We start from the raw sequence: 25,149 nt of genomic DNA, 5'->3' as shown, positions 1-25,149 counted from the left end.
CGCGGAGCCCCTGACTGGCGCATGTAGTCAACGTGCGGCACCCGCCTACGGATCAGAAGGTTGCAGGTTCGAATCCTGCCGAGCGCACAGCAGATCAAAGCCCCCGCCGGGTTCTCCGGGCGGGGGCTTTGTCGTGGCGTACCTCCCAGGTCTCCCACTCCCGGTGCGCGCGACCGAGCCGACGGCGGACGGCGCGGCGGGAGCCCGCCGCCGGCCTGAGCCGCGGTCGGGTCCGCGCTACGGCTCCATGGGGGCTTCCTCGAAAAGCTGACGGGCTATTCCTCCAGCGCTGTCGCCAGGTGGTTGAGGTCGGTGAGGAGCGCCGGCAGGCGGTGGGGTGGGATCGCGTCGAGCATGCGCTGTTCGATGGCGTAGACGGCGGACTGGACTTCGGCGAGGCGCCGGTGGCCCTCCTCGGTCGGGGCGCGTGCCCTGACGTTCGGTTCTCCCGCTTTGGGCGGGTTCGTTCACGGGTGTGTTGGCCGGTGTGTTCACGGGTGTGTGGGTGGGGGCGGGGCGGTGTAGTGGGCCGAGGGGCCGGTGGGGGGTGTGGGGGTGAGGTGGGGGTGGAGGAGGAGGTTGTCGTCGTAGTCGCCGGTGTTCTGGTGGCGGAAGGGGAGGGGGTCGGTGGTGGGGAGGGTGAGCAGGCGGTCGCGTAGACGGGCGGCGGCGGTGGCGTAGGTGTCCGGGGTGGTGCGGTCCGCGCCGGGGATCAACAGGGGCGGGACGACGGACATGCCGGTGTACCAGAGCGTGCCGTGCTGGAGGGGGAAGAGGAGGTCGTTGAGGTCGCCGTTGACCCCTCGGGGGCCGAGGGTGGCGGCGCGGGCGCCGGCGGTGACGAGGACCAGGGCGCGTTTGCCGGTCAGTGGGCCGTCGCCGTAACGCCGCGGGCGGCCGGTGGCGGGGTCGGTGAGGCCGAAGGCGAAGCCCTTGACGAAGACCCGGTCGAACCAGCCCTTGAGGATGGCGGGCATGCCGTACCACCACAGGGGGAACTGCAGGACGAGGGTGTCCGCCCAGGCGAGTTTCTGATGTTCGGCCACGATGTCGGGGCTCAACCGGCCGGTGGTGTGGGCGCGTTCGGAGGCTTCGCCCACCAGGAGGCGGTCGTTCGGGTCGTGGTCGTAGTCAGCGGCGTCGACCAGCGGGTTCCACTTCATGGCGTAGAGGTCGGAGACCTGGTGCTGGTGGCCGTGGGCTTCGAGGGTGCGCAGCCCTTCCGTTTTGAGCGCGCCGTTCAGGGAGCGGTGGTCGGGGTGGGCGAACAGCCAGAGGACCTTCATGGCGTCCACCCTCTGCTGCGGGGGTGCCGCGGACGAGTGGCCGGATGGCCATGGAGTGCAAGGATCGGGCCATGGGGATGAACGGTGAGTCGGGGAGCGGGCGGCGGCATCGGGTGGCAGTGCTGGTGCGGCCGGGGATGCTGCCCATAGAGGTGGGGATCGTGCACCGGGTCTTCGGGGAGGCCAGGTCCGCGGCCGGGGAGCCGCTGTACGAGCTGGTGACGTGTGCGCTGGAGCCGGGAGAGGTGAGCACGGACACGGACTTCACGGTCAACGTGGCGCACGGGCCGGAGGTGTTGGCGACCGCGGACACCGTGGTTCTGCCGGCGTCCTCGGGGGACTACGACGCGGGGGCGGAGCAACGGGAGGGGCGGCTGAGCCCGTCGATGGCCGACGCGCTGGCGCGGATCCGGCCGGGGACGCGGATCGCGTCGATCTGCACGGGGGCGTTCGTGCTGGCGGCGGCGGGGCTGCTGGACGGGCGGCGGGCGACCACGCACTGGCGGTCGGTGGACGCCTTCCGGCGGATGTTTCCGCAGGTGGAGCTGGATGCCGAGGTGCTCTATACGGACGAGGGGGAGGTGCTGACGGCGGCCGGGGTGGCCTCGGGGATCGATCTGTGCCTGCACATGGTGCGGTGCGATCACGGGGCGGCGGTCGCCAACGACGTGGCGCGGCGGACGGTGGTGCCGCCGCACCGGGAGGGCGGGCAGGCGCAGTACGTGCAGCGGCCGGTGCCGGAGCCGCAGGTGGCGTCGACGGGTGCGGCGCGGGCCTGGGCGCTGGAGCACCTGGACCGGCCGCTGAGCCTTCGGGAGCTGGCGGCGCGGGAGGCGATGAGCGTACGGACCTTCACCCGGCGGTTCCGGGAGGAGGTGGGGCTGTCGCCGGTGCAGTGGCTCACCCGGCAACGCATCGAGCGGGCCCGGCAGTTGCTGGAGGAGACGGAGCTGACGGTGGACCGGGTCGCGGCGGAGTCGGGCTTCGGGACGGCGGCGTCGCTGCGGCAGCACTTCCAGGCGGCGCTGGGGGTGTCGCCGCGGGCCTATCGGGCGACGTTTCGGGGGGATGGGGGAGGCGACGGAGGAGGCGGAGGGGCCTGAGGTTGGGGCGGTGGGTGTGCGGCGGGGGCGTTGTCAGTGGGCGGTCGTACGCTGACTGTGTGTGGCGATGTACGGGACCGCGGTGGTCGGGAGGCGGGCCGGGGACCGGGCCGGCGGGGCGGTTCGGGCAGCGGCTCGGTTGGTACTGCGCGGAGCGGGGCGCCGAGCGGGTGAGCCTGCTGCCGCCGGGGAAGGAGCTGGCGTTCGCGGCGGTGGGCGAGCGGCGGTGCCTGGGGGTGCGGCGGGCCGGGCGGTGGATCGTCTGCCCGTACGACGCGGTGCTGGAGAACGAGGGGGTGAAGGACCAGTGTCCGCGGTGTGCGCAGCTGGACCGTTCGCGGTCGGTGGCGGCGGACACCATGGCCGATGATCCGCGTCCGTACGGCGTCTATCTGGCGTACTTCGGGCCCGGACTGGTGAAGGTGGGGATCACGGCCGTGGAGCGCGGGGCGGCGCGGCTGGTGGAGCAGGGGGCGGTGGCGTACGCCTGGCTGGGGCGCGGGCCGTTGATGGCGGCGCGGCGGGCGGAGGCGCTGTTGGGGAGCGCGCTGGGGGTTCCGGACCGGTTCGGGAAGGAGGCGAAGCGGGCGGCGCGCGGGGCGTTGCCGCCGGTCGCGGAGCGGGTCGCGGAGCTGGCCGAAATGCACGGGAGGGCACGGGAGTTGGTGGGCTGGCCGGAGACGTTGGAGCCGGTTGCTTTCTCGTGTACGGATCACACGGAGCTGTTCGGGCTGGAGCGGATCGCGGTGGCGGGCGGCGTGGCGGAGCTGGGCGGGTTGACGGCCGGGGCGGAGATCGTGGGGGAGGTCGTGGCCGGGGTGGGGGCGGATGTGTATCTGCGGTTGGTGGGTGAGGGTGTGGATGCGGGTGGGGGAGAGGTCGGGGGTGCTGGTGGTGGCTCGGGTGGGGGTGCCGTGGGTGGGGTGGTTGCTGTCATGGATGGGCGGTTGTTGGCGGGGTGGGTGCTGGGGGCGGCGCGGGGGCGGGTGACGACGGTGCCGGTGTGGTGGGTTGGGGCGCGTGAGGGCGCGCGGGGAGGGGAGCAGGAAGGGTTGTTCTGAGGGCGGGGCGGGGAGCGGAGGGGACGGTGGCCCGGGTGGGGCCCTTGTGCCGGTGCCGGTGCCGGTGCCCGTGCCGGTATCGGCCTCGGCCTCTGCCTCGGGCCTCGTGCTGAACGAGGTTCCGGCCCGGTCCCGGTGGCGGTTATGCGGCGGGGGTGGAGGTGGGGGCGGGGGGCGTGACGATGGCGGCGGACAGGTGGGTCATGGCCGTGCGGAGGTCGATGAGCGTGGGCTCGTCGGTGACGCGCTCGGTCACGGGGTCGATCTTCGGGCCGATGGCGGGGATCTCGCGGCAGGCGTCCGCGACGACGTTGCCGGTCATCATGCGGAGGATTTCGCGGAGTTGGGCGTTGGCGTGCTCGCCGCCGGTGGGGAACGGCGAGGCGGTGATCACGGCGACCGGCTTGTCGACGCACTCGCCGCTGCTGACCAGCCAGTCGAGGGCGTTCTTGAGGACGCCGGGGACGCCGTGCGCGTACTCCGGGCTGACGATCAGCAGTGCGTCGGCCCGGGCGACGGCGGCGCGCAGGGCGGCGACGGGGGCGGGCGGGGTGGCGTCCTCGCCGTCCAGGTCGGGGTTGAAGTGCGGGAGCGCGCCGATGTCCGCGGTGGCGGTCGGGCCGTCGAAGAGTTCCAGGGCGGAGCGGAGGACGGCGCCGTTGGAGGAGCGGGCGCGGAGGCTGCCGGGGAGGGCCAGGAGGCGGGTCATGGGGAGGACGTTACGGGGAGTTGGGGCGGACCGGGGGCCGGACCGGGGGCGGGCCGGGGACGGGCCGGGGTGGGGCAGTTGGTCTTGTGGGGCCCGGTGGGCCTACCGGAGCCGTCGGTTGGGGGGAACGTGCAGGTCAGGGGGATTGTCAGTGGGGGGTGTCATGCTGAGGGAAGAGTGATCGGCGTGGGCCGCGCGGGGGGCGGCCCAGGTCGGTTGTGACGGGGTGGGGCACGTCTGCGGGGCACGTGTGTTCTGCGGGCTTGACCGAAGGGAGGGGAGATTCTCAGGAGATTCACAGGAACCGGCAAGGGAGCTTTCAGAGGGCCGGGTCAGGCTCCCTGCCATGACCGTGACTTCGTCGACGTCCTCAGCTTTGAACCGTGTGGCGGCCCCGGGCTCGTCCGCCAGGGGCGCGGCCGGTAAGGCAGCCGGCAAGGCGCCCGGGCAGGTCCCCGGCAAGCGGCCGGAGCTGTGGCGGGCCGACGGCAGCCCCCTGCGGGTGCTCGTGGTGGACGACGAGTCCTCGCTCGCGGACCTGTTGTCGCTGGCGCTGCGGTACGAGGGCTGGGACATCAAGTCGAAGGGCGACGGCGCGGGTGCGCTGCGGTGCGCCCGGAGCTGGCGGCCGGACGCGGTGGTGCTCGATGTGATGCTGCCGGACATGGACGGGCTGACGGTCCTCGGCCGGCTGCGGAACGAGCTGCCGGACGTACCGGTGCTGTTCCTGACCGCCAAGGACGCGGTCGAGGACCGGATCGCCGGACTGACGGCGGGGGGCGACGACTACGTCACCAAGCCGTTCAGCCTGGAGGAGGTGGTGGCCCGGCTGCGCGGGCTGCTGCGGCGGGCGGGCGCGGCCGCGGTGCGCAGTGAGTCGCTGCTGACCGTGGGCGATCTGGTGCTGGACGAGGACAGCCACGAGGTGTGGCGGGACGGCCAGGACATCCACCTGACGGCCACGGAGTTCGAGCTGCTGCGGTACCTGATGCGCAATCCGCGGCGGGTGCTGAGCAAGACGCAGATTCTGGACCGGGTGTGGAGCTATGACTTCGGAGGGCAGGCCAATGTCGTCGAACTGTATATCTCGTACCTGAGGCGGAAGATCGACGCCGGTCGGGAGCCGATGATCCACACCAGGCGGGGCGCGGGCTATCTGATCAAGCCGGCCGGGTAGCGGGCCATGGGGCCTCCGGGCTCTTCGGGGCCCGCCACCGGCCCCCGCCCCGGAGCCCGTTTCCGTGGCTTCAGGAGCGGGAACGGGGCCCGGAGCGGGGCGCGGGGCCGGGGCGGGCGCAGGCGTTGGACGTTGCGGACGCGGCTCGTGGTCTCGGCGGTGGCGTTGATCGCCGTCGTGGCGGCGGTGATCAGCACGGTGACCGCGATCGCGCTGCATGCGTATCTGCAGGGGCAGTTGGACGGCCGGTTGCGCGACGGCATCGGGCGCGCGGTGGGGCCGCGGCCGCACGATCCGTCGCGGGACGAGCGGCTGGAGTTCGTGGCGCTGCCCGGCCAGGTGCCGGGGACGGTGGGGGCCCGGGTCGGGCCGGACGGCCGGTTCGACGGCGGCGCGCGGATGAACCACTCGACGAGCCGGCTGCCGTCGGACCGGCTGACGCCGCTCGACGACGACCAGCTCGCGGCGCTGGCCGCGGTGCCCCGGGACGGCCGTCAGCACAGCGCGGACCTGCCCGGCCTCGGCCCGTACCGGGTGCAGTACGCCAAGAACGGTGCGCTGGTGCTGGGGATTCCGCTCAACGAGGTGAACGACACGGTCGGTCGGCTGGTGCTGATCGAGTGCTGTGTGACGGTCGCCGGGTTGGTCGCGGCCGGAATCGCCGGTTCGGCCATGGTCGGGATCGCGCTGCGCCCGCTGCGGCGGGTCGCCGCGACCGCGACCCGGGTGTCCGAACTCCCGCTGCACCAGGGCGAGGTGGCCCTGCACGTCCGCGTCCCCGCCGCCGAGGCCGACGCCCGTACGGAGGTGGGACAGGTCGGGGCGGCGCTCAACCGCATGCTGGGGCACGTCGGTTCGGCGCTCTCGGCGCGTCAGGAGAGCGAGACGCGGGTACGGCGGTTCGTCGCCGATGCCAGCCATGAGCTGCGGACGCCGCTGGCGTCGATACGGGGCTACGCCGAGCTGACCCGGCGGGGCGAGGAGCGGCCCGGCCCGGCGACCCGGCATGCGCTGGGGCGGATCGAGTCCGAGGCGGAGCGGATGACCGGCCTGGTGGAGGACCTGCTGCTGCTCGCCCGGCTCGACTCCGGGCGCCCGCTCTCGTACGCCACGGTGGACCTCGCGCCGCTGGTGGTGGACGCGGTGAGCGACGCGCGGGCGGCCGGGCCCGACCACCGTTGGCGCCTGGAACTCCCGGACGCGGACCACCCCGCGCTGGTGCACGGGGACGCCGACCGGCTGCACCAGATCCTGGTCAACCTGCTGGCCAACGCGCGTACGCACACACCCGAGGGGACGACGGTGACCGCCCGGGTGCGGCCCCTGGGACGGCCCGGGCCGAGTGGCCCGGGTGTCCAGGACGGCGGCGGTGGTGCGGGCAACGCGATCCGGCTGGAGGTCGAGGACGACGGGCCGGGGATTCCGGCCGGGCTGCTGCCGCATGTCTTCGAACGGTTCGCGCGGGGCGACGCGTCCCGGTCGCGCGCCACGGGGAGCGGCCGGAGCGGGGGCAGTACGGGGCTGGGGCTGGCGATCGTGCAGGCGGTGGTGGCCGCGCACGGCGGGACGGTCGCGGTGGCGAGCGTGCCGGGGCGGACGGTGTTCACGGTGACGCTGCCCGGTAGCCCGCTGCTCCGGTAGCCCTCGACGGGAAACAAATTTACAGCGTATAAGGGCCCCTGTACGGTGTATGTCTCCGCTCGCACCGTACAGGGAGCTCGTATGCCCACCGTGGCGCCCGACGCCCACGCCACCAGCCTCCGGCCACCGGGCCGGCCGGCCACCCGCTGGCTGATCCTGGCCGTCATCTGCATCGCACAACTCACCGTCGTCCTCGACAACACCGTGCTCAACGTCGCCGTCCCGTCCCTCACCGAGGAACTGGGTGCGACCACCGCCGACGTCCAGTGGATGCTCAACGCCTATTCCCTGGTTCAGTCCGGACTGCTGCTGATAGCCGGCAACTCCGCCGACCGCTACGGCCGCAAGAAGATGCTCGCCGTCGGTCTGGCGCTGTTCGGTGTCGCGTCGCTCGGCGCCACCCTCGCCCAGTCGCCCGGCCAACTGATCGGCGCCCGCGCCGGCATGGGCATCGGCGGCGCGCTGCTGGTGACCACCACCCTCGCCGTCGTGATGCAGATCTTCGACGACGAGGAGCGCCCCAAGGCCATCGGCATCTGGAGCTCGGTCAACTCCCTGGGCTTCGCCGCCGGACCGCTGATCGGCGGCACGCTGCTCGACCACTTCTGGTGGGGCTCGCTGTTCCTGGTCAACCTCCCGGTCGTGGGGATCGCCCTGGTGGCCGTCCTCGCCCTCGTCCCCGAGTCCAAGAGCCGCGGCGGTGAGCGACCGGACGTGCTGGGCGCCCTGCTGTCGATGGTCGGCATGGTCGGGGTGGTCTTCGCGATCATCTCCGGGCCGGTGGACGGCTGGCTGTCGCAGCAGGTGCTGCTCTCGGCCGCGGTCGGGGTCGTCGGCCTGGCGCTCTTCACCCTCTGGGAGCTGCGGATTCCGTACCCCATGCTGGACATGCACTTCTTCCGCAACCGCCGGTTCATCGGCGCGGTCTCCGGCGGCATCCTCGTCGCCTTCGGGCTGGGCGGTTCGATGTTCCTGCTCACCCAGCACATCCAACTGGTGCTCGGCTACGGCCCGTTGGACGCCGGTCTGCGGATGGCGCCGCTCGCGCTCACCGTCGTGGTGCTCAACTTCACCGGGCTGGGCGCTCGCCTGATGCCGCGCTTCGGCACCCCCGGCATGATCGTCTCCGGGATGACCCTGCTGGCCGGCGGCCTGGCGGCGATCTCGCTGCTCGGCGGCCACAGCTACGGCGGCATGCTGGTCGGCCTGATCGTCATGGGCGTCGGGGTGTCGATCGCGATGCCGACGATGGCCAACGCCATCATGTCCGCGATCCCGCCCGCCAAGGCCGGCGTCGGCGCCGGCGTCAACGGCACCCTGATGGAGTTCGGCCAGGGCCTGGGCGTCGCGGTGCTCGGCGCGGTCCTCAACTCCCGTTTCGCCGCGCTGCTCCCGATGGTCGCCGCGGGCGCCGGCTCGCTCTCCGCGGCCCTGGAGCGTACGCACACGGCCGAGCAGCGCACCGCCGTGCACGACGCCTTCGCGGCCGGCATCGGCACCAGCCAGCTGGTCGGTGCGGCGGCCGTCTTCCTCGGCGGGCTGCTCGCCGCGGTCCTGCTGCGCCGCGCGGAACGCGCCGGGAGCGAGCGCGACGGGGCGGGTGGCGCGCCCCAGGGCGCGGACCAGGCGGCGGCCGGCGCTCCCGCCGCGCCCGCGGGCGCCAACCCGGCCCCCGCCCCGGCGGAATAGCATCGTTTCCGGACGGGACGGCTCCGCTCGTCCCGTCCGGGCCGGCGGCCGTCCCGAGGGGCGCGGCCGCGGGTCCCGCACTCCCGCACGACCGAAGGAAGGGCGCCATGGCAGCAGCGACGAACGGGCGCGCCGAGCCGCAGCCGCACAGCGTTTGGCTGACCGACCGGCCGCCGCTCCGGAGGAAGGCGGAACAGCCCGCCGGGCTCGGCCTGGACAAGATCGTCGTCAGCACCGTCCGGCTGCTCGACGCCGACGGCCTGGCCAAGTTCTCCATGCGCCGCCTCGCCGCCGAACTCGGCGTCACCGCCATGTCCCTCTACTGGTACGTCGACACCAAGGACGACCTCCTCGAACTCGCCGTGGACGCGGTGGCCGGTGAGATGGTGCTGCCCGACGAGCCCGGCCCCGCCGCCGACTGGCGCGACCAGCTCCGCGGCCTGGCCACCACCTACCGTGACGTCCTGCTGCGCCACCCCTGGGCGCCCCGCCTGCTCGGCGAGTTCCCCAACATCGGCCCGCACTCCACGGCGTTCGCCAACACCACCCTGCGGGTGATGGCCCGCAGCGGCCTGGACCCGGAGGGCATCTCCGGCGCCCTGGCCTCCCTCTTCCACTTCGTCTACGGCTTCTCCACCATCCGCAGCCTCCACGAGGCCCGCTGCCGCGCCGCCGGCCTCAGCATCGACGACTACTTCGCCCAGGTCGTCGCCGCGATCTCGAACCGCCCCGACTTCGCCGAGACGATGGAGCTCTCCGCACGCGCCGGCTACGCCAAGCCCGACGCCAGCGCCCTCGACATGCTCGACCGCGACTTCCGCTTCGCCCTCGACCTCCAGATCGCGGGCATCGACGCGATGCGGGCGCGCCAGGAGCGGGAGCACCACGGGGCCCGCTGACCCGCCCGCGGGGACGACGGGACCGGGGCACGGCCGGGGAGGCGGCCGCGTACGCGGTCGTGGGCGCAGCCGTGGGCGCCCCTTCTCACTGCCAGCTGGCGACCGAGACCGAGCGGACCGAGCCGCCCGGTTCCAGGGCGCCGATGTGGACCTTGCAGTCCGCTGCCGCGTAGAACGTCCGGGTCTCGTAGCCGTTGTTGTAGACCGACCGGGCGGTACCGAACGGCGCGGCCTCGCAGTCGTGTTGCGGGTACTGCGCGGCCCGCATCTTGCCGGTGAAGTCGGGCTGCGACCAGAAGCAGACGGAGCCCATGGGGCAGTCCGCGAGGGCGCGGGCGGGAGGGGCCGAGGCGGCGCCGGCTTCGGCGGCCGCGGGGACGGTGGCGGCCAGGGTGAGGGCGGCCGCGGCGACCAGGGGACCGAGTGCCGTGGCGAGGTTCTGGATGCGCATGAGATCTCCGGATCTCCCGTGGCGGGCGAAACGTGACGTGGACCGGGTCGTCTGCCGGGGCGCCGGGACACGCGGCCGGCGTGGCCGTCGATCCGCACCGACCCAGGGCTCCCTGGCCGGACCGAGGCCGTGGGCACCAGTGTGTGGCAACGTGCGGGTCCGGGACCGGCCGTTCGGGTCACTGTCACGCTTGCGCGCAGCGTTGTACGCGTGTGCGGGGATTCACGGAGAACGTTCCCACTCTGCCTGGTGGGAACGGCACTGCGGTGAGGGGAGGCCGCCGCCTCGTCGTCCGGGCTCAGCGCGGGGTGATGGCGATGCCCTCGGGCTCGTGTCCGGTGGGCAGGGTGGCGCGCACCCGCCGGGCGTAGGGGTCGACGACGGACACGGTGTCGGACTGCTCGTTGGTCACCCACACCCGGCGGCCGTCCGGGGTCACCGCGACGCCCTGCGGCTGGGCGCCGACGTGGACGTGGCCGATGATCCGGTGGCCGGAGATGTCGATGATCAGCAGGCAGTCCTGGGCCGAGTCGGCGACGTAGAGGAGCCGGCCGTCGGGGCTGACCGCGTTGCCCAGTGGCGCCTGGCCGCCGGGCAGCCGGCCCACCACGGTGTCGCGGCTGGGGTCGATGACCGAGATAGAGCCGGAGCCGGTGTTGGAGACGTACACCAGGCGCCCGGACGGCGGTGAGCTGATGCCGCTGGGGAAGTCGCCGACCGGGATACGCCGGATCGGGTGCGCGTTCGGGTCGAGCACGGTCACCGCGCTACCGCCGTTGTCCGTCACGTAGGCGCGGCCGTCCGGGATGGTGGTGATGCTGTGCGGCAGCGGCCCCGCCGGCACGGTGCCGATCACATGGCAGTCGGGTGCGCTGAGGACCGTCACCGTGTCCGAGCCGAAGTTGGCCACCAGCACCCGGCGGCCGTTCCGGCTCGGCATCGCCGCGAAGGGCCGGCGCCCCACCCGCACCGTGGCGGTGACCAGCCGGGGGCCGGTGTTGATGCAGGAGACGGTGTTGGAGCGTCCGTTGGCGACGTAGACCCGGTCGCCGTCCGGGGACGCCCCCACGCCGGTCGGGCCGTAGCCGACCTGGACGGCGCCGTACTTGTGCTCCAGGCGGGTGTCGTAGACCGAGACGATCTCCGAGGCGCTGTTGGCCACGTAGGCGCTGACGCGGACGGGATAGCCGGCCGCGAGCCGGGTAGGGGCGTGCGACGGCGCGCCGGCCGCGACCAGCGCGCCGCTCAGCGCGAGTGCGCAGGTCACGCCCAGGAAGAGACGGCGGCGCCGGGAGGGCGGTGGTGCGGTCCGGTGCCGAGAGGGTCTCTTGTCGGAGGGCGCGGTGGACGGAATGTGGCGTTCCATGGCTCTCCCGGTGCAGTAGTGATCACTGCGTTCCACGAGAGCAGTGATCGCCGGGTCCCGCAGTTCAGGTGGTCCAGCCGGACTCGTCTGTACCTCTGGGGAGTGAACCGGGGGCGAGACCCATTGGCATATGTCCGCGCACGTGTATGCGGCCCGATGCCGCACGGCCCGGCGTCGTGCGCCCCGACGCCCGGCGGCCCGCTCGTGGGCCGGGTGAACGCCGGGTGCCGTTGCCCGGGGGTGGCGACGGACGGCCCCGCGCCGGGACGAGGCCGCCGCTACCCCGAACTCCCCTGCGCCTCCGGCGACTTCACCCCCAGGATGCCCGGAAACTCCCCTTCCCGGCATGGCATGAGCATGGCACTATGCCTTGCGATCGGCTCCATGGCAGCGGCCGACGCGCCCGGCGCGCCGCATGGCCCCCGTCCCGGCAGCCGCCGTCCTCGGCAGCCGCCGCGGACGAGGCGCGTGCCGGCCGCCTCCGTGCGCAGGCCGGTGCCGCCACCCCCCACGGAAGGCCATGCCATGCCCCGGAAAACCCTTCTGGCCACGGCTGCGGCGGCGACCGTCGCGGCGCTCACGGCCCTCTCCCCACTCTCCCCACCGGCCCTCGCCCATACGCAGCGCACGGCCGGCGCGTCCGGCGAGCACACCGTCGTCGTCTACCGCGTCCCCACCCACGACCGCGGCGACGCACAGAAGCTGATCTCCGCCGGCTACGACCTGATCGAGCGCCGCCAGGGCAACGACCTCTTCGTCATGGGCGACCCGTCGACGGCCGCCGGACTGCGCCGGCTCGGCTTCGCCCCCACGGTCGACGAGACGCTGCACAAGCCGCAGCCCCACCAGCCCCGCCCGGCCCGCACGTCGGGCGGCGTCGACGACACCTACGACGGCGGCTACCACACCGTGGACGCGCACTACGCACACCTCGACCAGGTCGCCGCCCAGCACCCGGACCTGGCCAAGGTCGTCCCCTACGGGCAGTCCTGGCTCAAGCAGAAGGGCCGCGGCGGCCACGACCTGAAGGCCATCTGCCTCACCAAGATGAAGCAGGGCGACTGCGCGCTCGACCCCAAAGCGCCCAAGCCGCGCTTCTTCCTGATGAGCCAGATCCACGCACGGGAGCTCACCACCGGCGAGGTCTCCTGGCGCTGGATCGACACCCTGACCAAGGACTACGGCAAGGACCCCCAGATCACCGCCCTGATGGACTCCACCGAGATGTGGGTCGTCCCGATCACCAACCCGGACGGCGTCGACATCGTCGCCCAGGGCGGCGACAACCCCATCCTCCAGCGCAAGAACGCCGACGACGCCCAGGGCGGCGGCTGCGGCGGGGACGGCCAGACCGGCGTGGACCTCAACCGCAACGCGGGTACCCACTGGGGCGGCGCGGGCACCTCCAAGCAGCCGTGCAGCGAGATCTACCTCGGCCCCGCCGCCGACTCCGAACCGGAGAACACCGCGCTGGAGGGCCTGTTCCGCAAGCTGTACCCGGCGGTGCGCAAGGGCACCGGGGACAGCGACCCCGCGCCGGACACCGCCAAGGGCCTGATGATCAGCCTCCACAGCGACGCCAGCATGGTCCTGCTCCCCTGGGAGGCCGACCACACCCTCCACACCGGTAACGACGCCGCACTGCGCACCCTCGCCGGGCGGCTTGCCAAGCTCACCGGCTACCAGTCCGGACAGGCCGGCGAGATCCTCTACGACGCGTCCGGCGGCACCGACGACTGGACCTACGACAAGCTGGGCCTGGCCAGCCTCACCATCGAGATAGGCGACGTCGACGGCCGCAACTGCGACGGCTTCACGCCCGCCTTCTCCTGCCAGGACAGCTACTTCTGGCCCAAACTGAAGCCCGCCCTGCTGGCCGCCGCGCAACAGGCCGCGGCGCCGTACAAGACCTCGGCCGACGGCCGGCACCCCGCACGGGAGCACTGAGGGGTCCCGACCGGCGGCGGGAGCCGACGCCTCACCGGCGCTGCCTGAAGCACGCGAAGAGCGCCACGAGGCCGCCGACTCCACGGTCCGTACTACGACGGCCCGTTGGCAGGCGGGCGGCTGACAGGCGGCCGGTCGGCAGGCGGTCGCTTGTCGGGCGACACCAACGGGCCCGGACCGTCGGGAAACGGTCCGGGCCCGCTGATGGGTGTCGCAGGGCGGCTCCGTGGGGTGGTTGCCGGGCTGCGACGGTCACGGTGGGCGGGTGCCCGTCGGGGTGGTTACTTGGTGAAGGCCGCGGTGCCGTTCGGGGTGCCGAGGCCGGTCGGGCCGTCGTAGCCCTTGCCCGCGGTGCACAGGTACGACGGCGAGCAGGAGCCGTTGGCGCCGCTGGTGATGTCGTTCAGCGCGGAGGCGTGGGTGTACGGGTACGAGGCCGGGGTGTCGGACGAACCCGGGGCGCCCGCGAGGGCGTAGACGCCGGCGATGAACGGGGACGAGGCGCTGGTGCCGCCGTAGACGTTCCAGCCGCTGGCCTGGTAACTGTCGTAGACCGCGAGGCCGGTGGCCGGGTCGGCGACCGCGGCGACGTCCGCCACGGCGCGCTTGGCGCAGCCGGTGTCCTTCTGCCAGGACGGCTTGGCGTCGTACTGGGAGCAGCCGGAGCCGGCGCCCTCGCCGCCCGCCTTGGTGCCCCAGACCGACTCGCTCCAGCCGCGCGTGCTGCTGTCCTTCTTCAGTGAGGTGCCGCCGACCGCGGTGACGTACTGCGAGGCCGCCGGGTACTCGACGCCGTAGCCGCTGTCACCGGAGCTGACGGTGATCGCCACGCCCGGGTGCTTGAAGTACTTCGCGTCCGAGGTGGTGTCGGCCGACTCCTCGGAGCCGCCGTAGCTGTTGGAGACGAACTTGGCGCCCATGGTGACCGCGCGGTTCACCGCCGCGCCCAGGTCGTCCATGTTGGCGCTGTTCGCCTCGACCAGCAGGATGTGGCACTGCGGGCAGGCGGCGCTGACCATGTCGACGTCGAGGGATATCTCACCGGCCCAACCGGAGTCCGGCGCCGGGTACTTGGTGCCGCCGTTCTGGTCGACCTTCTTGAAGCAGCCGTTGGCGGTGGTGCACTCCGGCAGGCCGTACTGCTTGCGGTAGGTGGCCAGGTCCTTCTCGGCGTTGGGGTCGTCGTTGGCGTCGACGATCGCGACGGTCTGGCCGGAGCCGCCGGTCTTGGGCAGCTTGTAGGCGCTCTGCAGGTCCGCGGGGCCGAGGCCGGACGGCTTGATATGGCGACCGAGGGCCAGGCTCTGCTTGACGTCCGTACGGGCCACCGCGTTGCAGGCCATGTAGCCGGGCTTGGCCGGCTCGGCGCACAGGCGGTGGGTAGGGACGGCGGCGGAGCCGGACGCGTGCGGGGCGGCGGCCGGGGCCGGGGCGGCGCCCGCCGGGACGGCGGCGATCAGGCCGCCGATGACGAGGGTGGCCGCCGAGAGCAGGGCCGGGACGCCGCGGCGCGCCAACCCTCCGGTGCGGTCTGCTCTTTGGCCGTCCACGGTGCTCTTGCGCAGGGAAGACAAGGAAGTGACCTCCGTGGGGGAGAGGGGGAAGCCGGCGCCGGCGTACCGCGAGCGCCGGTTGTGGGGTGTGGGGAGTGGGGTGTGGGGATGGATGTGGGGGGTGCGGTGGTGCCGTGGTGCCGGGTGGTTCCGGGAGCGGAGCGCGGAGCCGCGCGGCCCGGGCGTCAATGTCAAGGACATGTCATCTCGCCGAGCGCGGGACGGTTCTGGTGGTTCTGCCCCCGCAGGGCGAACATGCATGTCACGGGCAAGACGTCCGGCCCCCCGTGGACTTCGCAGGGCTCCGGCGGTGCGTCGCGCACGTGCGCTCGATGAGTGCCACCCCGGTCAGTGGTGACTCTTTGAAAGTAGTGAACGCTCCGTCAAATGGACACCGGGTTACGGCAAAGCCTTCTTCTGGTCCCCGCACAGTGGCCCCCCGGGGCGCCGGTCCGGCCGTCCTCCCGGCCCGCTACCTTCTTGCCTCATGGAGTTGGAAGAGGACGCGGTCGGCAATCTCGTCGCGCTGGGACTCGCCCGTTACGAGGCGCGGGTCTATCTCGCCCTGATCAGGCGGGAGTCGTACACGGCCGCCGAGGTCGCCCGCGAGGCGGACGTGCCGCGCCAGCGCGTCTACGACGTACTGGACGCGCTCGTACGGCGCCGGCTCGCCCAGGCGCGTCCCGGACGGGTGGCGACGTACTCGGCCGTCGCCCCCGAACTCGCCGTCGCCCGGCTGGTGTCACTGCAACGCGAGTCCCTGGAACGGCTGGAGCGCGCCTCCGGCAGCCTGGCCACGGCGCTGCAGCCGCTGTGGGCGGACGGGCGCCGGCACGACGACCCGCTCGACTACGTGGAGATCCTGCGCGACCCGACGGCCATCGCCGAGCGGTTCGCCGACATCCAGCGGCAGGCCCGCCGGGAGCTGCTGAGCTTCTGCAAACCGCCGTTCGTCGCCCCGGCCGAGAACGCCGAGGGCATCGAGGCCGCCCGCCGGCTGCACCGGGCCGGCGGCACCGTCCGCGCCATCTACAGCTCCGGCGCCCTGGAGGACGCCGGCATGCTCGCCAACGTCCGCAGCTTCGCGGCGGCCGGCGAGGAGGCCCGTTTCACCGCCGACCTGCCGCTCAAACTCGTCATCGCCGACGCGTCGTTGGTGCTGTGCGACATGCCCGACCCGGTGGCCGGCGCCGACTCCACCACCGCGCTGGTCATCGAGCACCCGGCCCTCGCGGCGTGTCTGCGGCTGGCCTTCCTGACGGTCTGGGAGAGCGCGGCCACGGCCCCGGAGCCGCGCGAGGTCCTGCAGCCGTAGGCGGTAGCGCGGGCGATCCCGGGCAGCCCCGGGCAGTCCTCGGGCAGCGGAAAGGGGCGGGCTCGGCGCACGAGGTCGCCGGGCCCGCCCCTTCACGCGGTCACGCGCACGCTCACGCCATGGGCAGGCTGTCGCCCTGGACGGCCTGGATGTCCAGTTCGACCTTGAGGGTGGTGCCGATGGCCGCGATGCCGGCGGCCACCACCTGGTTGTAGTTCATCTTGAAGTCCTCGCGCCGCAGTTCGGCGGTGGCGCGGAACGCGGCGCGGACCCCGCCCCACGGGTCCGGGCCGGTGCCGAGGTAGCTGAGGTCGAGGTCGACCGGGCGGACCACGCCGTGCAGGGAGAGGTCGCCGTGCACCGTCCAGCGGTCCGGGCCGGCCGGTGCGAGACCGGTGCTGCGGTAGGTGATCTGCGGGTAGACCTCGACGTTGAGGAAGTCCTCGTTGCGCAGGTGCCCGTCGCGCATGCCGTTGCCGGTGTCGATCGACGCGGCCTTGATGACCGCCTCCACCCGGGACTTCGCCAGGTCCTCGGAGATGTCGATCCGGCCGCTGAACTCGGTGAAGCGGCCGTGCACGCTGGAGATGCCCAGGTGCTGGGCGACCGCCGCCACCGTGGAGTGCATGGGGTCGATGGTCCAGGGCCCGGGCGGCGGGAGCTCCACCCCGCCCTGGCGCGCCAGGACGACGGTGCCGACGTCCATCCGCCCGCTGGCCGTGACGATCGCGCTGGAGGCGACCGGTGCGTAGCCGACGGCGGTCACGATGACCGTGTAGGGGCCGGCGGCCAGCGGCTCCGCGCTGCGCACCGCCCCGTCCTCGTCGGCGGCCGCGCGCAGCACCTGCGCGCCCGTCATGTCGGTGACGGTCAGCACGGCGTGCTGTACCGCCCAGCCGTCCCGCGTGCGGACCTGCGCCCGTACTCCCGCAGCTGCCGCGCCCGTCGAAGTCATGTACGTGCCTCTCCCGTTCAGTGCCGGCGCCCGCCCGAGTGGTGGGGTGGGTGCCGGGCCTGTCCGTGCGTGTGTCCGTGTGAGCGTGTGGTCCGTCGGGCCGCGCGGGCCCGGTGCGCCCGATGCCCCCGGTCCGGCCCTGGTGCGTACCGTTCCCCGGCCGGCCGGCGGAGGTGTCGGACTCCGGCGGCGGCGTGCAGGCCGTCCCCTGCCTGTGCGCAGCGCCGCTGCCGGAGTCCGGGGGCCGGGCCGGGGCGCGTCTCCGCTCAACGCGCGCCCCGGCCCGGGGTCTTCCGTCCGGCTCAGTCCCCGGGGTGGGCGAGCTGGACGTCGTAGCCGTCCACGCCGGTGGCGTCGATGGCCAGGCCGGCGGCGACCGGCGGGTAGCCGCTGGCGATGACCGTGTAGTCGCCGGCGTCCAGGTCGGTGAAGGCGTAGGCGCCGTCCGTACCGGTGGTGGCGGTGGCCACCACGTTGCCCGCCGCGTCGACCAGGGTGACCCGGGCGTCGGCCAGCGGGGCGCGGTCGGCCCCGGCCCGCACGACACCCTGCACCCGGGCGCCGGACAGCAGCTCGATCTCGGTCCGGGTGGTGCCCTGGCCGCCGATCTCGACGGGCTGGGCGGCGGGCCGGTAGTCGGCCGCGTTGACCGCCACGGTGTAGGCGCCAGGGGCCAGTTCACCGAAGGAGAAGGCACCTTCCGGGCCGGTCAGGCCGGTGGCCAGCACCTCGCCGCGGACGTCGGTGACGACGACCATCGCGCCGCCCACCGGCTCGCCGGTGACCGCGCTGCGGACCAGGCCGGTCAGGCCGCTGGTGCCGCTGAGCAGGATGTCGTAGCCGAGCGGCTGGTCGCCGACGACGACCGTGGACGCCTGCGGCTGGTGGCCGTCGGCCGCCGCGATCAGGACGTAGGAGCCGGCACCGGGGGCCTGCAGCGCGTACGAGCCGTCGGCCTGGGCGACCGAGCGGCCCAACTGCCGCCCGCCGAGCGAGATCAGCGTGACCGCGGAGCGGGCCACCGGGTGGCCGTCGGCGTTGCGGACGAAGCCGTGGACCGCGGAACCGGTCGGGGTGGCGTCCCCGCCGCCGGCCGACGCGTACGCCGCCAGGGGCTGGGCCGCCGGGGCCGCCTTGGCCCAGGAGGGGGTGTGCAGATCGTCGTCGTCGGATATGGAGGGGGCGGCACCGACCAGGGCGGGTTCGCGCTCCTCGACGGAAGCGGCGGCCGCCGGGGCCGGGGCGGCCGCGGGGGCCTGGGACGCCGCGCCGTCGCCGTCTCCGGCGAGGGCGCGCTCCGAACCGGACTTGCTGCGCAAGGCGACCTCCTTGATGAACAGGGTGATGATCAGGGCGAGAAGGGCGAACGGAGCCGCGTAGAGGAAGACATCACCGACACCGTGCCCGTACGCGTCCTCCATGATCGACCGGATCGGGGCCGGCAGCGTCGACAGGTCGGGAATGCCGTCGCTGCTGCCGCCGTGGCTCGCCGCCGCGGCGGCCTTCGGGCCGAGGGCCGTCAGACCGTCGGTCACATAGTGCGTGACGCGGTTGGCGAGCGCCGCGCCGAGCGCCGAGACGCCCACCGCACCACCGAGGGTACGGAAGAAGGTCACCAGCGAACTGGCGGAGCCGATGTCCTGGGGCGCCACCTGGTTCTGGGTCGCCAGGACGAGGTTCTGCATCATCATGCCGACGCCGAGGCCCATCAGCGCCATGTAGATCGCGGCATGCCAGTACGGGGTGTCCGCGCGCAGCGTGCCCAGCAGGCCGAGGCCCGCGGTGAGCAGCACACCGCCGCTGACGAGGAAGACCTTCCAGCGCCCGGTGCGGGTGATGATCTGGCCGGAGACCATCGACGACAGGAACAGGCCCATCACCATCGGAATGGTCATGACGCCGGACATCGTCGGGGTCTTGCCCTCGGCCAGCTGGAAGTACTGCGAGAAGAAGACCGTGCCGCTGTACATCCCGACGCCGACGAACATCGAGGCGATGGTCGCCAGGGTGATCGTCTTGTTGCGGAACAGCCGCAGCGGGATCAGCGGCTCCTCGGCCTTGGTCTCCACGATCACGAAGACGACCGCGAGCAGCACCGCGCCGCCGACCATGGCGAAGGTCTGCCAGGAGATCCAGTCGTAGTTCTTGCCGGCCAGCGTGACCCACACCAGCAGCAGGGTCACCGCGGCGGCGATGAAGAACGAGCCGGCCCAGTCGACCTTGACGCCCTCGCGCTTGACCACCGGGAGCTTCAGGGTCTTCTGCAGCACGATCAGCGCGATCACCGCGAACGGCACACCGACGTAGAAGCACCAGCGCCAGCCGAGCCAGCTGGTGTCGGTGATGACGCCGCCGAGCAGCGGCCCGCCGACGGTCGCGACCGCGAAGGTCGCACCCAGGTAGCCGCTGTAACGCCCGCGCTCCCGCGGGGAGATCATCGCGGCCATGACGATCTGGGCCAGTGCGGACAGACCGCCCACGCCGATGCCCTGCACCACGCGGCAGGCGATCAGCATCCCGGTGTTCTGCGACAGCCCGGCGACGACCGACCCACCGACATAGATGACGAGCGCCACCTGCACCAGCAGCTTCTTGCTGAACAGGTCGGAGAGCTTGCCCCACAGCGGCGTGGTCGCGGTCATCGCCAGCAGCGCCGCGGTGACGACCCAGGTGTACGCGCTCTGGCCGCCGCCCAGGTCATGGATGATGTGCGGCAGCGCGTTGGAGACGATCGTCGACGACAGGATGGCGACGAACATGCCGAGCAGCAGCCCGGACAGCGCCTCCATGATCTGACGGTGCGTCATAGGGCCGTCATGGGAAGCGCCGTGGCCGCCCCCATGCTTGGCATGCCCGCCCCGCACACCTGCTGGTGAGGTCGTAGCCATGTGGTTCTTAACTTCCTTCGCTCGCTTGCTTCACTTGCTTCACTTGCTTCGCTTCTCACCCGGCCGCGTGGGTGCGGGTGGCGGCGGGGGATTCGTGATGTGCCGCCCGGATACGGCAGTCGCCGAAGCTCGTACGGAGCCTGGCGAGCAGCTCGATGAGGTGCCCGACGTCGGTGTCGGTCCAGTCGTCCAAGTACCGGGCGAGCGTCTGGGTGTAGCGCTCGGCGAGCTCCGCCAGGACCGCCCGGCCGCTCGGGGTCAGCCGCAGCAGCCGCGACCGCTTGTCCACCGGATCGGGCTCGCGCGCGATCCAGCCGCGCTCAGCGACATGGGCGACATGCCGGCTGGTCACCGACATGTCGATCGCGAGCAGCTCGGCCAGCTGGCTCATCCGCATCTCGCCGTGCCGGTCGAGGAGCGTGAGCACCCCGGCCGACGCCGGCGGGCAGTCCTGGGGCAGCATCCGCCCCATCTCCCGCTTGACGGCCCCGATGGCGCTGAGTTGCCGGGCCAGCTCTTCGTACTGACTGTGAGCGGCCACCGGCTCCTCCACGCCTCTTCACCTGCGCAACCTACGCGGTTGTTTTGTTGCTTGGGGCAACCATAAGCAAAGTTGGTTGCTGAAGGCAAACGATTTGGCGACGCCCATGGTATGGAGACCGCAAAGTCTGAGTCACGACTAATCCAATACCGCCGCCTCGCCGCGTAAAGACGCCGGTCAATGCGGTAGGTGACGCAGGCTCGACGAAGAGCACCCCGCGACGCGCGGGCAGGCGGAAGCGCAGACATGCTGACGTGCTGACGTACGCGGCCTTTGTGCCGCCCCACCCCTCGTGCCCACCCTGCCCTTCACGCCATGTACGCGTCACTCCGCATTCCGTAGGCGCCGCAGCTGCGTTCAGTGGCCGGCGCATGGCACTCCGTGGGCACCCCGTAGGCACTCCGCAGGTGCTCTGTATCTGCTCCGTACGGACCGCTTCTGCCGCGCGCCCGCGCACGCCCGCGGAGGATACGCGCCCCAGGGATGCCACCCGGCCCGGGTTTCGCTAGGGTCCTTCCCCATGGCGACCAACCCGCAGAACCAGGCCGAGGGCAACTACGACCCGGCGGGCAGCACGCAGATGTTCCAAGCCTTCGTCGACGAACGCGGCACCCGGCAAAGCGCCGGCCGCGCCCCCGCGCCCCAGCAGGCGTCGAGCGGCCCGCGCGTCGGCCTGATCGTCGGCGTGATAGTCGCCCTCGTGGTGGTCGCCGGCGCCGCCTGGCTGGCCCTGGGCTGACGAGCCGCCGGGGGCGGGCGACGGGTCGTCCGCGGCTGTCGGACGCTCGACGATCCTTCGGGCCGGCGCCGCCCGGCGGGCGCCGCTCGCTGGACCCGGCCCGGTGGACGCCGCATGCCGGCCGTCCGGCAAACATCGCCTGACTACCCGTCAGCCGCCCGCACCTGCATCAGCACCAGCACCTGCACAAGAGCGCGCACGGCTACCGCACGGCTGCCGCACGACGGCACACGCCATGCGCGGCATCGCCCTGCCCCGCCGCCCCACATGGGAGCGGACCTCCGAGGGCGGGGCAACGCGCGCTGGATCTCCGGATATCCAGCCCAACGGCGCTACGGCGCTACGGCGCTACGGCGCTACGGCGCTACGGCGCTACGGCGCTACGGCGCTATGACGCCATGGCCCTACAGCCCTCTTACGCCTTGCCGTCGGCAGCGGCCCGCAGCGCGGCCAGATCCAGCTTCTTCATCCCCAGCACGGCCTGCATCGCGCGGGTCGCGCGGGCCTGGTCCGCATCCTGGAGGAAATCGGCCATCCCCTCCGGGACGATCTGCCAGGACAGACCGAACCTGTCCTTGAGCCAGCCGCACGGGCCCTCCTCGCCGCCCTCGGAGAGCCTGGCCCAGTAGTAGTCGATCTCCTTCTGATCGGCGCAGGTGACGGCGAGCGAGATCGCCTCGTCGAAGGTGAACTGCGGGCCGCCGTTGATCGCGACGAATTCCTGACCGTCCAGCTCGAACTCGACGGTCAGCACGGTGCCGGCCGGGCGCGGGCCGGCCTCGGTGTAGTGCGTGATGTTCCTGATCTTCGAGTTGGGGAAGACCGAGCAGTAGAACTCGGCGGCCTCCACACCCTGGGTGTCGAACCAGAGGTTGGGGGTGATTTTCGGCATGGCGCACTCCTGGTGGTGGGGCCGGATGGCCGGACGGCGGTCGGCGGTCGTCGGTCGTGGCGGCCGGTCCGAACGGGCAGCGCGGCCGTTCTCCTCGTCGACTCTCTGTATCGACCGTCGCGCGGCCCCGGAATCATCGCCATTCGGGTGGGGAGCTACACAGAGCCCCACCCCGCTCTACGTGACGGACGGGCCGTCGCCCTCGCTGTCGGCCACGTCGAGGTCGCCCTCCAGTAGCCGCAGGCGGGCTCCCCGACTCTTCGCTACCCGATGCACCTGGCCCAGGTGATGGTGCAACTCGACGGCCAGCAGGTGGATTTCGCCGGGAGTCCACGTCCGGTCCGCCAGGATGCGGCCCGAATCCTCGATGAGTTCGGCCGCCGAGGAAATCTGCTCTGCCTCGACCCGGTCGGCGAGACGGGAAACGTATCCGCTCCCGGTCCCGCTCCCGTCTCCGTTGAGGAGGTAGCACGGCTTCCCCTCCCAGCTGGTCCACGGCAGCAGCCGCGCTCCGTCCATGGGGTTCGTCACGCCGCCACCTTCATCCCGTGGATCCAGCGCGGGCCCACGTCGATGCCGTGCACTGCCAGCCACAGCACCCGCCGCCGCTCCCGCCGCAAGCGCCGCTCCCGCCGTTCCGCCGGCGTAAGGACGTACGGGCGCACGAGCGGGGTGTCCTCGCCGCGCAGCATGCGGACAGGTACGCGCTCGCGTACGCACGCCGGGCGTACGGTCGTTGCGACTTCCCGCCCTGCGACGGGAAAGGGCCCTGCCGCCCGATGGCAGCCCCGTCCGGGCAGTAACCGGCACAGCAGCAGTTCGAAGAGCCGTCGGATAGGCTCGCTCATGTCGTTGTCCTCCCAGGGATACGGCCATGCCCCCGGACGTCCCGGCTACCAACCGACGTCGCGGGGGTCTTGTTTGTGGCAGCAGAGGCGGGCATGCCATGCCACGCCGCATCGCTCAGTCATCGCGATGGTGCGCTGCGTCACACCAGAGCATGCTCCTATTGGCGGTACTCGCGCAAGAGAAGCCAAGGGGTGCCAAAAGACTAGATAGTTGTTCGATCGCGCGACGCGTTGGGGGCGTGCCAGACTGCGCCCATGACGCAGAAGCGAGCGACACCGACTGTTGCGCGGCGCAGAGTTGGCGGTCTCCTGCGTCGATACCGGATGGCTCGTGGACTCCAAACCCAGGCCGCTGCACGCCTCATGGGATGGGATGCGACACGCCTGAGCCGAGTTGAACGCGGTCTGTATCGGGTGTCCGCCGACGAGGTCCACAAACTGGCCGACGCGTACGCCGTCGACGATGCCGCAGCCGTGGACGAGCTGGCCCGCGCGGCGGAGACGCCGCCCGGTACTGGCTGGTGGGCGCCGTACATCGGAAGGTTCAGCCAGGCATACTTGGACTACATCGAGTTGGAGGCCGAGGCCACGGCGATCAAGATGTATCACCCAGCCGTCATTCCCGGGCTCTTCCAGTCCCCCGGCTACGTTCGTGAACTCATGGCGAAGTCGCTGCCAACGTTCTCGCGCGAACGAGCCGAAATGCTTGTCAACGTGCGGATAGCACGTCAGGAAGTGCTGGCCCGCACGGACCCGCCGGTGACCGTCCATGCACTGATTCCGGAATCGGCTCTCCACGCGGAGTGCGATGGCGGGCCGGCCGTGATGCGTGATCAGGTCCGCCGCCTCTTGGACCTGGCCGAAGCACCGAACATCACGCTTCAACTCGTGCCCCTGACCGTCCACCCTGCGCTGAGTGGCAGCGGCGCTGTCACAATCTTGGCCTTTCGGCACCCCTGGACGCCGGTCGCCTCCCTTGATAACCCTCTGGGCGGCAACCACCTGGAAGGGCCGGAACAGATCACGTCCATGGAAAGCGTCTTCCAGCAGGGCGTCGATCTCGCACTTCCCGCAGAGGAGACGCGGGACAAACTGGAGGAATACCTGGAAGGAATGCGCAAGTGACCAACGTGCGGCACGTAGGGTGCGCCACCGACATTGCAGGTGCCCAGTGGGTCAAGTCCTCATACAGCGTCGCCAATGAGAGCCAGTGCGTGCAGGTCGCAGACCTGCGTGTGACCCTCGGCAGGATCGCGGTCCGGGACTCCAAGGACGCCGGCGGACCTGCTCTGACCTTCTCCGCGGACGGCTGGTCGCCGTTTGTGTCCGCCGTGCGCCGTGGGGAGTTCCCCTCGGGCTGACCCGCGTGCGGACCGCTGAGGCGAGCGGCTCCGTAACCACGGAACCGTTCGCTTCGGGGCCCAGGGATGAGGCGGTGGCCGCCCCTGGTCAATGCCCGCGAGCATCTGGACGAGGCGCTGTCGTAGCGGGCCGCGGTGAGCGAGAGGAGGGCGTATGACAGCCAAGGACAACTTCCAGCCGTTGCGGCGGCGGGGCGTTCAGCGGCTCGCCCAAGAGCAGTGGGGAATGGGCCGCTCCATCTGGTCGGCTGACACCGGCGACCGGGAACTGGTCGTCGATGAGGTCGCCGTCACCGAAGCGCCGGCGTCCGCGGCCATCGCGAACGTGCTCGGTATCGATCCGGACGAACCGGCTTGCGTGCGCAGTCGCCGGTTTGTCCTCGAAGGCAAGCCGGTGCTGCTGGCCACGAGCTTCCTTCCCGCCGGCCTGGTGGCAGGCTCGGCGATCACTCAAGAGGACACCGGACCCGGCGGAATCTACGCACGCCTGGCTGAACTCGGCTACGAGCCCGTTCACTTCCGGGAAGAGATCCGCTGCCGGATGCCCTCGCACGACGAGGCGGACGGGCTCGGCCTCGGCATGGGCACGCCCGTAATCGTGATCGCCCGCACCGCTTTTGCGGACGGCGGACGTCCCGTGGAAGTCAACGAGATGATCCTGGACTCGGCTGCGTACGTACTCGAATACGACGTCGAGGCGTAGCGGAGGCGGTGAGCGTCCGGGAGGT

22 protein-coding genes and 1 pseudogene are annotated in these 25,149 nt (G+C 72.1%); 12 read left to right on the top strand and 11 right to left on the bottom strand.

What is annotated here, in order from left to right; all coding sequences use genetic code 11:
• Nucleotides 1-491 precede the first annotated feature (491 nt).
• Nucleotides 492-1,286, bottom strand: a complete 795-nt coding sequence (locus tag B073_RS0103140; protein WP_018536635.1) for an NAD(P)H-dependent oxidoreductase — start codon at nt 1,284-1,286, stop codon at nt 492-494.
• 44 nt (nt 1,287-1,330) lie between these two features.
• Between B073_RS0103140 and B073_RS0103135 the strand changes: the two genes are divergently transcribed.
• Together B073_RS0103135 and B073_RS38980 are read left to right on the top strand one after the other, a co-directional pair.
• Nucleotides 1,331-2,389 (top strand): GlxA family transcriptional regulator, encoded by a 1,059-nt coding sequence (locus B073_RS0103135; protein WP_018536634.1) that lies wholly within the window; start codon nt 1,331-1,333, stop codon nt 2,387-2,389.
• A 170-nt stretch (nt 2,390-2,559) separates the two neighbouring features.
• Complete coding sequence (locus B073_RS38980; RefSeq protein WP_018536633.1) at nt 2,560-3,450, top strand: DUF2797 domain-containing protein; 891 nt, start codon at nt 2,560-2,562, stop codon at nt 3,448-3,450.
• A gap of 142 nt (nt 3,451-3,592) precedes the next feature.
• Here B073_RS38980 and B073_RS0103125 read toward each other — a convergent pair whose 3' ends face one another.
• Nucleotides 3,593-4,159 (bottom strand): NADPH-dependent FMN reductase, encoded by a 567-nt coding sequence (locus B073_RS0103125; RefSeq protein WP_018536632.1) that lies wholly within the window; start codon nt 4,157-4,159, stop codon nt 3,593-3,595.
• A gap of 346 nt (nt 4,160-4,505) precedes the next feature.
• Here B073_RS0103125 and B073_RS0103120 point away from each other — a divergent pair, with 346 nt between their 5' ends.
• The 4 genes from B073_RS0103120 (at nt 4,506) to B073_RS0103105 (ending at nt 9,565) form a co-directional block, all read left to right on the top strand.
• Complete coding sequence (locus tag B073_RS0103120; protein WP_272921631.1) at nt 4,506-5,336, top strand: response regulator transcription factor; 831 nt, start codon at nt 4,506-4,508, stop codon at nt 5,334-5,336.
• A 132-nt stretch (nt 5,337-5,468) separates the two neighbouring features.
• Nucleotides 5,469-6,977 carry a sensor histidine kinase gene (locus tag B073_RS0103115; protein WP_026247003.1) on the top strand — a complete coding sequence of 503 codons (1,509 nt, stop codon included), beginning with the start codon at nt 5,469-5,471 and terminating at the stop codon, nt 6,975-6,977.
• A gap of 81 nt (nt 6,978-7,058) precedes the next feature.
• Complete coding sequence (locus B073_RS0103110) at nt 7,059-8,666, top strand: MFS transporter (RefSeq protein WP_018536629.1); 1,608 nt, start codon at nt 7,059-7,061, stop codon at nt 8,664-8,666.
• 107 nt (nt 8,667-8,773) lie between these two features.
• Nucleotides 8,774-9,565 (top strand): TetR/AcrR family transcriptional regulator, encoded by a 792-nt coding sequence (locus tag B073_RS0103105; RefSeq protein ID WP_018536628.1) that lies wholly within the window; start codon nt 8,774-8,776, stop codon nt 9,563-9,565.
• Between the two features lie 85 nt (nt 9,566-9,650).
• On the opposite strand, the gene B073_RS38975 is transcribed toward B073_RS0103105, so the two are convergent.
• Nucleotides 9,651-10,016 carry a peptidase inhibitor family I36 protein gene (locus tag B073_RS38975; RefSeq protein WP_018536627.1) on the bottom strand — a complete coding sequence of 122 codons (366 nt, stop codon included), beginning with the start codon at nt 10,014-10,016 and terminating at the stop codon, nt 9,651-9,653.
• A 298-nt stretch (nt 10,017-10,314) separates the two neighbouring features.
• On the bottom strand, nt 10,315-11,283 hold the full coding sequence (locus B073_RS0103095; protein ID WP_234024976.1) for a beta-propeller fold lactonase family protein: 969 nt from the start codon (nt 11,281-11,283) through the stop codon (nt 10,315-10,317).
• A 624-nt stretch (nt 11,284-11,907) separates the two neighbouring features.
• Between B073_RS0103095 and B073_RS0103090 the strand changes: the two genes are divergently transcribed.
• Nucleotides 11,908-13,329 carry a M14 family zinc carboxypeptidase gene (locus B073_RS0103090; protein ID WP_018536625.1) on the top strand — a complete coding sequence of 474 codons (1,422 nt, stop codon included), beginning with the start codon at nt 11,908-11,910 and terminating at the stop codon, nt 13,327-13,329.
• Between the two features lie 281 nt (nt 13,330-13,610).
• Here B073_RS0103090 and B073_RS0103085 read toward each other — a convergent pair whose 3' ends face one another.
• Entirely contained in the window at nt 13,611-14,894 is a 1,284-nt protein-coding gene (locus B073_RS0103085; RefSeq protein ID WP_420706418.1) for a S53 family peptidase, read from the bottom strand.
• Between the two features lie 475 nt (nt 14,895-15,369).
• Here B073_RS0103085 and B073_RS0103080 point away from each other — a divergent pair, with 475 nt between their 5' ends.
• A complete protein-coding gene (locus B073_RS0103080) occupies nt 15,370-16,197 on the top strand; it encodes a TrmB family transcriptional regulator (RefSeq protein WP_037810673.1) in 828 nt (275 codons plus the stop codon).
• Between the two features lie 112 nt (nt 16,198-16,309).
• Here the strand turns inward: B073_RS0103080 and B073_RS0103075 are convergent, their stop codons facing one another.
• From B073_RS0103075 to B073_RS0103065, 3 genes are all read right to left on the bottom strand, one after another.
• On the bottom strand, nt 16,310-17,152 hold the full coding sequence (locus tag B073_RS0103075; RefSeq protein ID WP_026247002.1) for a YceI family protein: 843 nt from the start codon (nt 17,150-17,152) through the stop codon (nt 16,310-16,312).
• A 302-nt stretch (nt 17,153-17,454) separates the two neighbouring features.
• A complete protein-coding gene (locus tag B073_RS0103070) occupies nt 17,455-20,040 on the bottom strand; it encodes an MFS transporter (RefSeq protein WP_026247001.1) in 2,586 nt (861 codons plus the stop codon).
• A 55-nt stretch (nt 20,041-20,095) separates the two neighbouring features.
• Nucleotides 20,096-20,581 (bottom strand): MarR family winged helix-turn-helix transcriptional regulator, encoded by a 486-nt coding sequence (locus B073_RS0103065; RefSeq protein ID WP_037810794.1) that lies wholly within the window; start codon nt 20,579-20,581, stop codon nt 20,096-20,098.
• 520 nt (nt 20,582-21,101) lie between these two features.
• Between B073_RS0103065 and B073_RS0103060 the strand changes: the two genes are divergently transcribed.
• Entirely contained in the window at nt 21,102-21,320 is a 219-nt protein-coding gene (locus tag B073_RS0103060; RefSeq protein ID WP_018536619.1) for a hypothetical protein, read from the top strand.
• 415 nt (nt 21,321-21,735) lie between these two features.
• Here the strand turns inward: B073_RS0103060 and B073_RS0103055 are convergent, their stop codons facing one another.
• The 3 genes from B073_RS0103055 to B073_RS47525 all read right to left on the bottom strand — a co-directional run bounded on the left by B073_RS0103055 (nt 21,736) and on the right by B073_RS47525 (nt 22,904).
• Nucleotides 21,736-22,212, bottom strand: a complete 477-nt coding sequence (locus B073_RS0103055) for a VOC family protein (RefSeq protein ID WP_018536618.1) — start codon at nt 22,210-22,212, stop codon at nt 21,736-21,738.
• Between the two features lie 177 nt (nt 22,213-22,389).
• The gene (locus B073_RS0103050; protein WP_037810792.1) at nt 22,390-22,731 is read right to left on the bottom strand and encodes a hypothetical protein; all 342 of its coding nucleotides are present in this window, start codon (nt 22,729-22,731) and stop codon (nt 22,390-22,392) included.
• Nucleotides 22,732-22,739: 8 nt separating this feature from the next.
• Nucleotides 22,740-22,904, bottom strand: a complete 165-nt coding sequence (locus tag B073_RS47525) for a hypothetical protein (RefSeq protein ID WP_018536616.1) — start codon at nt 22,902-22,904, stop codon at nt 22,740-22,742.
• A gap of 411 nt (nt 22,905-23,315) precedes the next feature.
• On the opposite strand from B073_RS47525, the gene B073_RS0103040 reads away from it, so the two are divergent.
• The 3 genes and pseudogenes from B073_RS0103040 to B073_RS38970 form a co-directional block, all read left to right on the top strand.
• Nucleotides 23,316-24,185: a helix-turn-helix domain-containing protein gene (locus B073_RS0103040; protein WP_078507868.1), complete on the top strand. Its 870-nt coding sequence runs from the start codon at nt 23,316-23,318 to the stop codon at nt 24,183-24,185.
• On the top strand, nt 24,182-24,421 hold the full coding sequence (locus tag B073_RS49210; protein WP_018536614.1) for a DUF397 domain-containing protein: 240 nt from the start codon (nt 24,182-24,184) through the stop codon (nt 24,419-24,421). Before B073_RS0103040 ends, B073_RS49210 begins: the two co-directional genes overlap by 4 nt.
• Nucleotides 24,422-24,590: 169 nt before the next feature.
• Nucleotides 24,591-25,124: pseudogene (locus B073_RS38970) on the top strand (GntR family transcriptional regulator); the annotation flags it as partial.
• Nucleotides 25,125-25,149 lie beyond the last annotated feature (25 nt).

It is taken from the genome of Streptomyces sp. MspMP-M5 (genome assembly GCF_000373585.1).
In the GTDB taxonomy this organism is placed as follows: domain Bacteria; phylum Actinomycetota; class Actinomycetes; order Streptomycetales; family Streptomycetaceae; genus Streptomyces.
The sequence above is the reverse complement of the archived record's forward strand: the minus strand, read 5'-3'. Positions and strand labels throughout refer to the sequence as shown.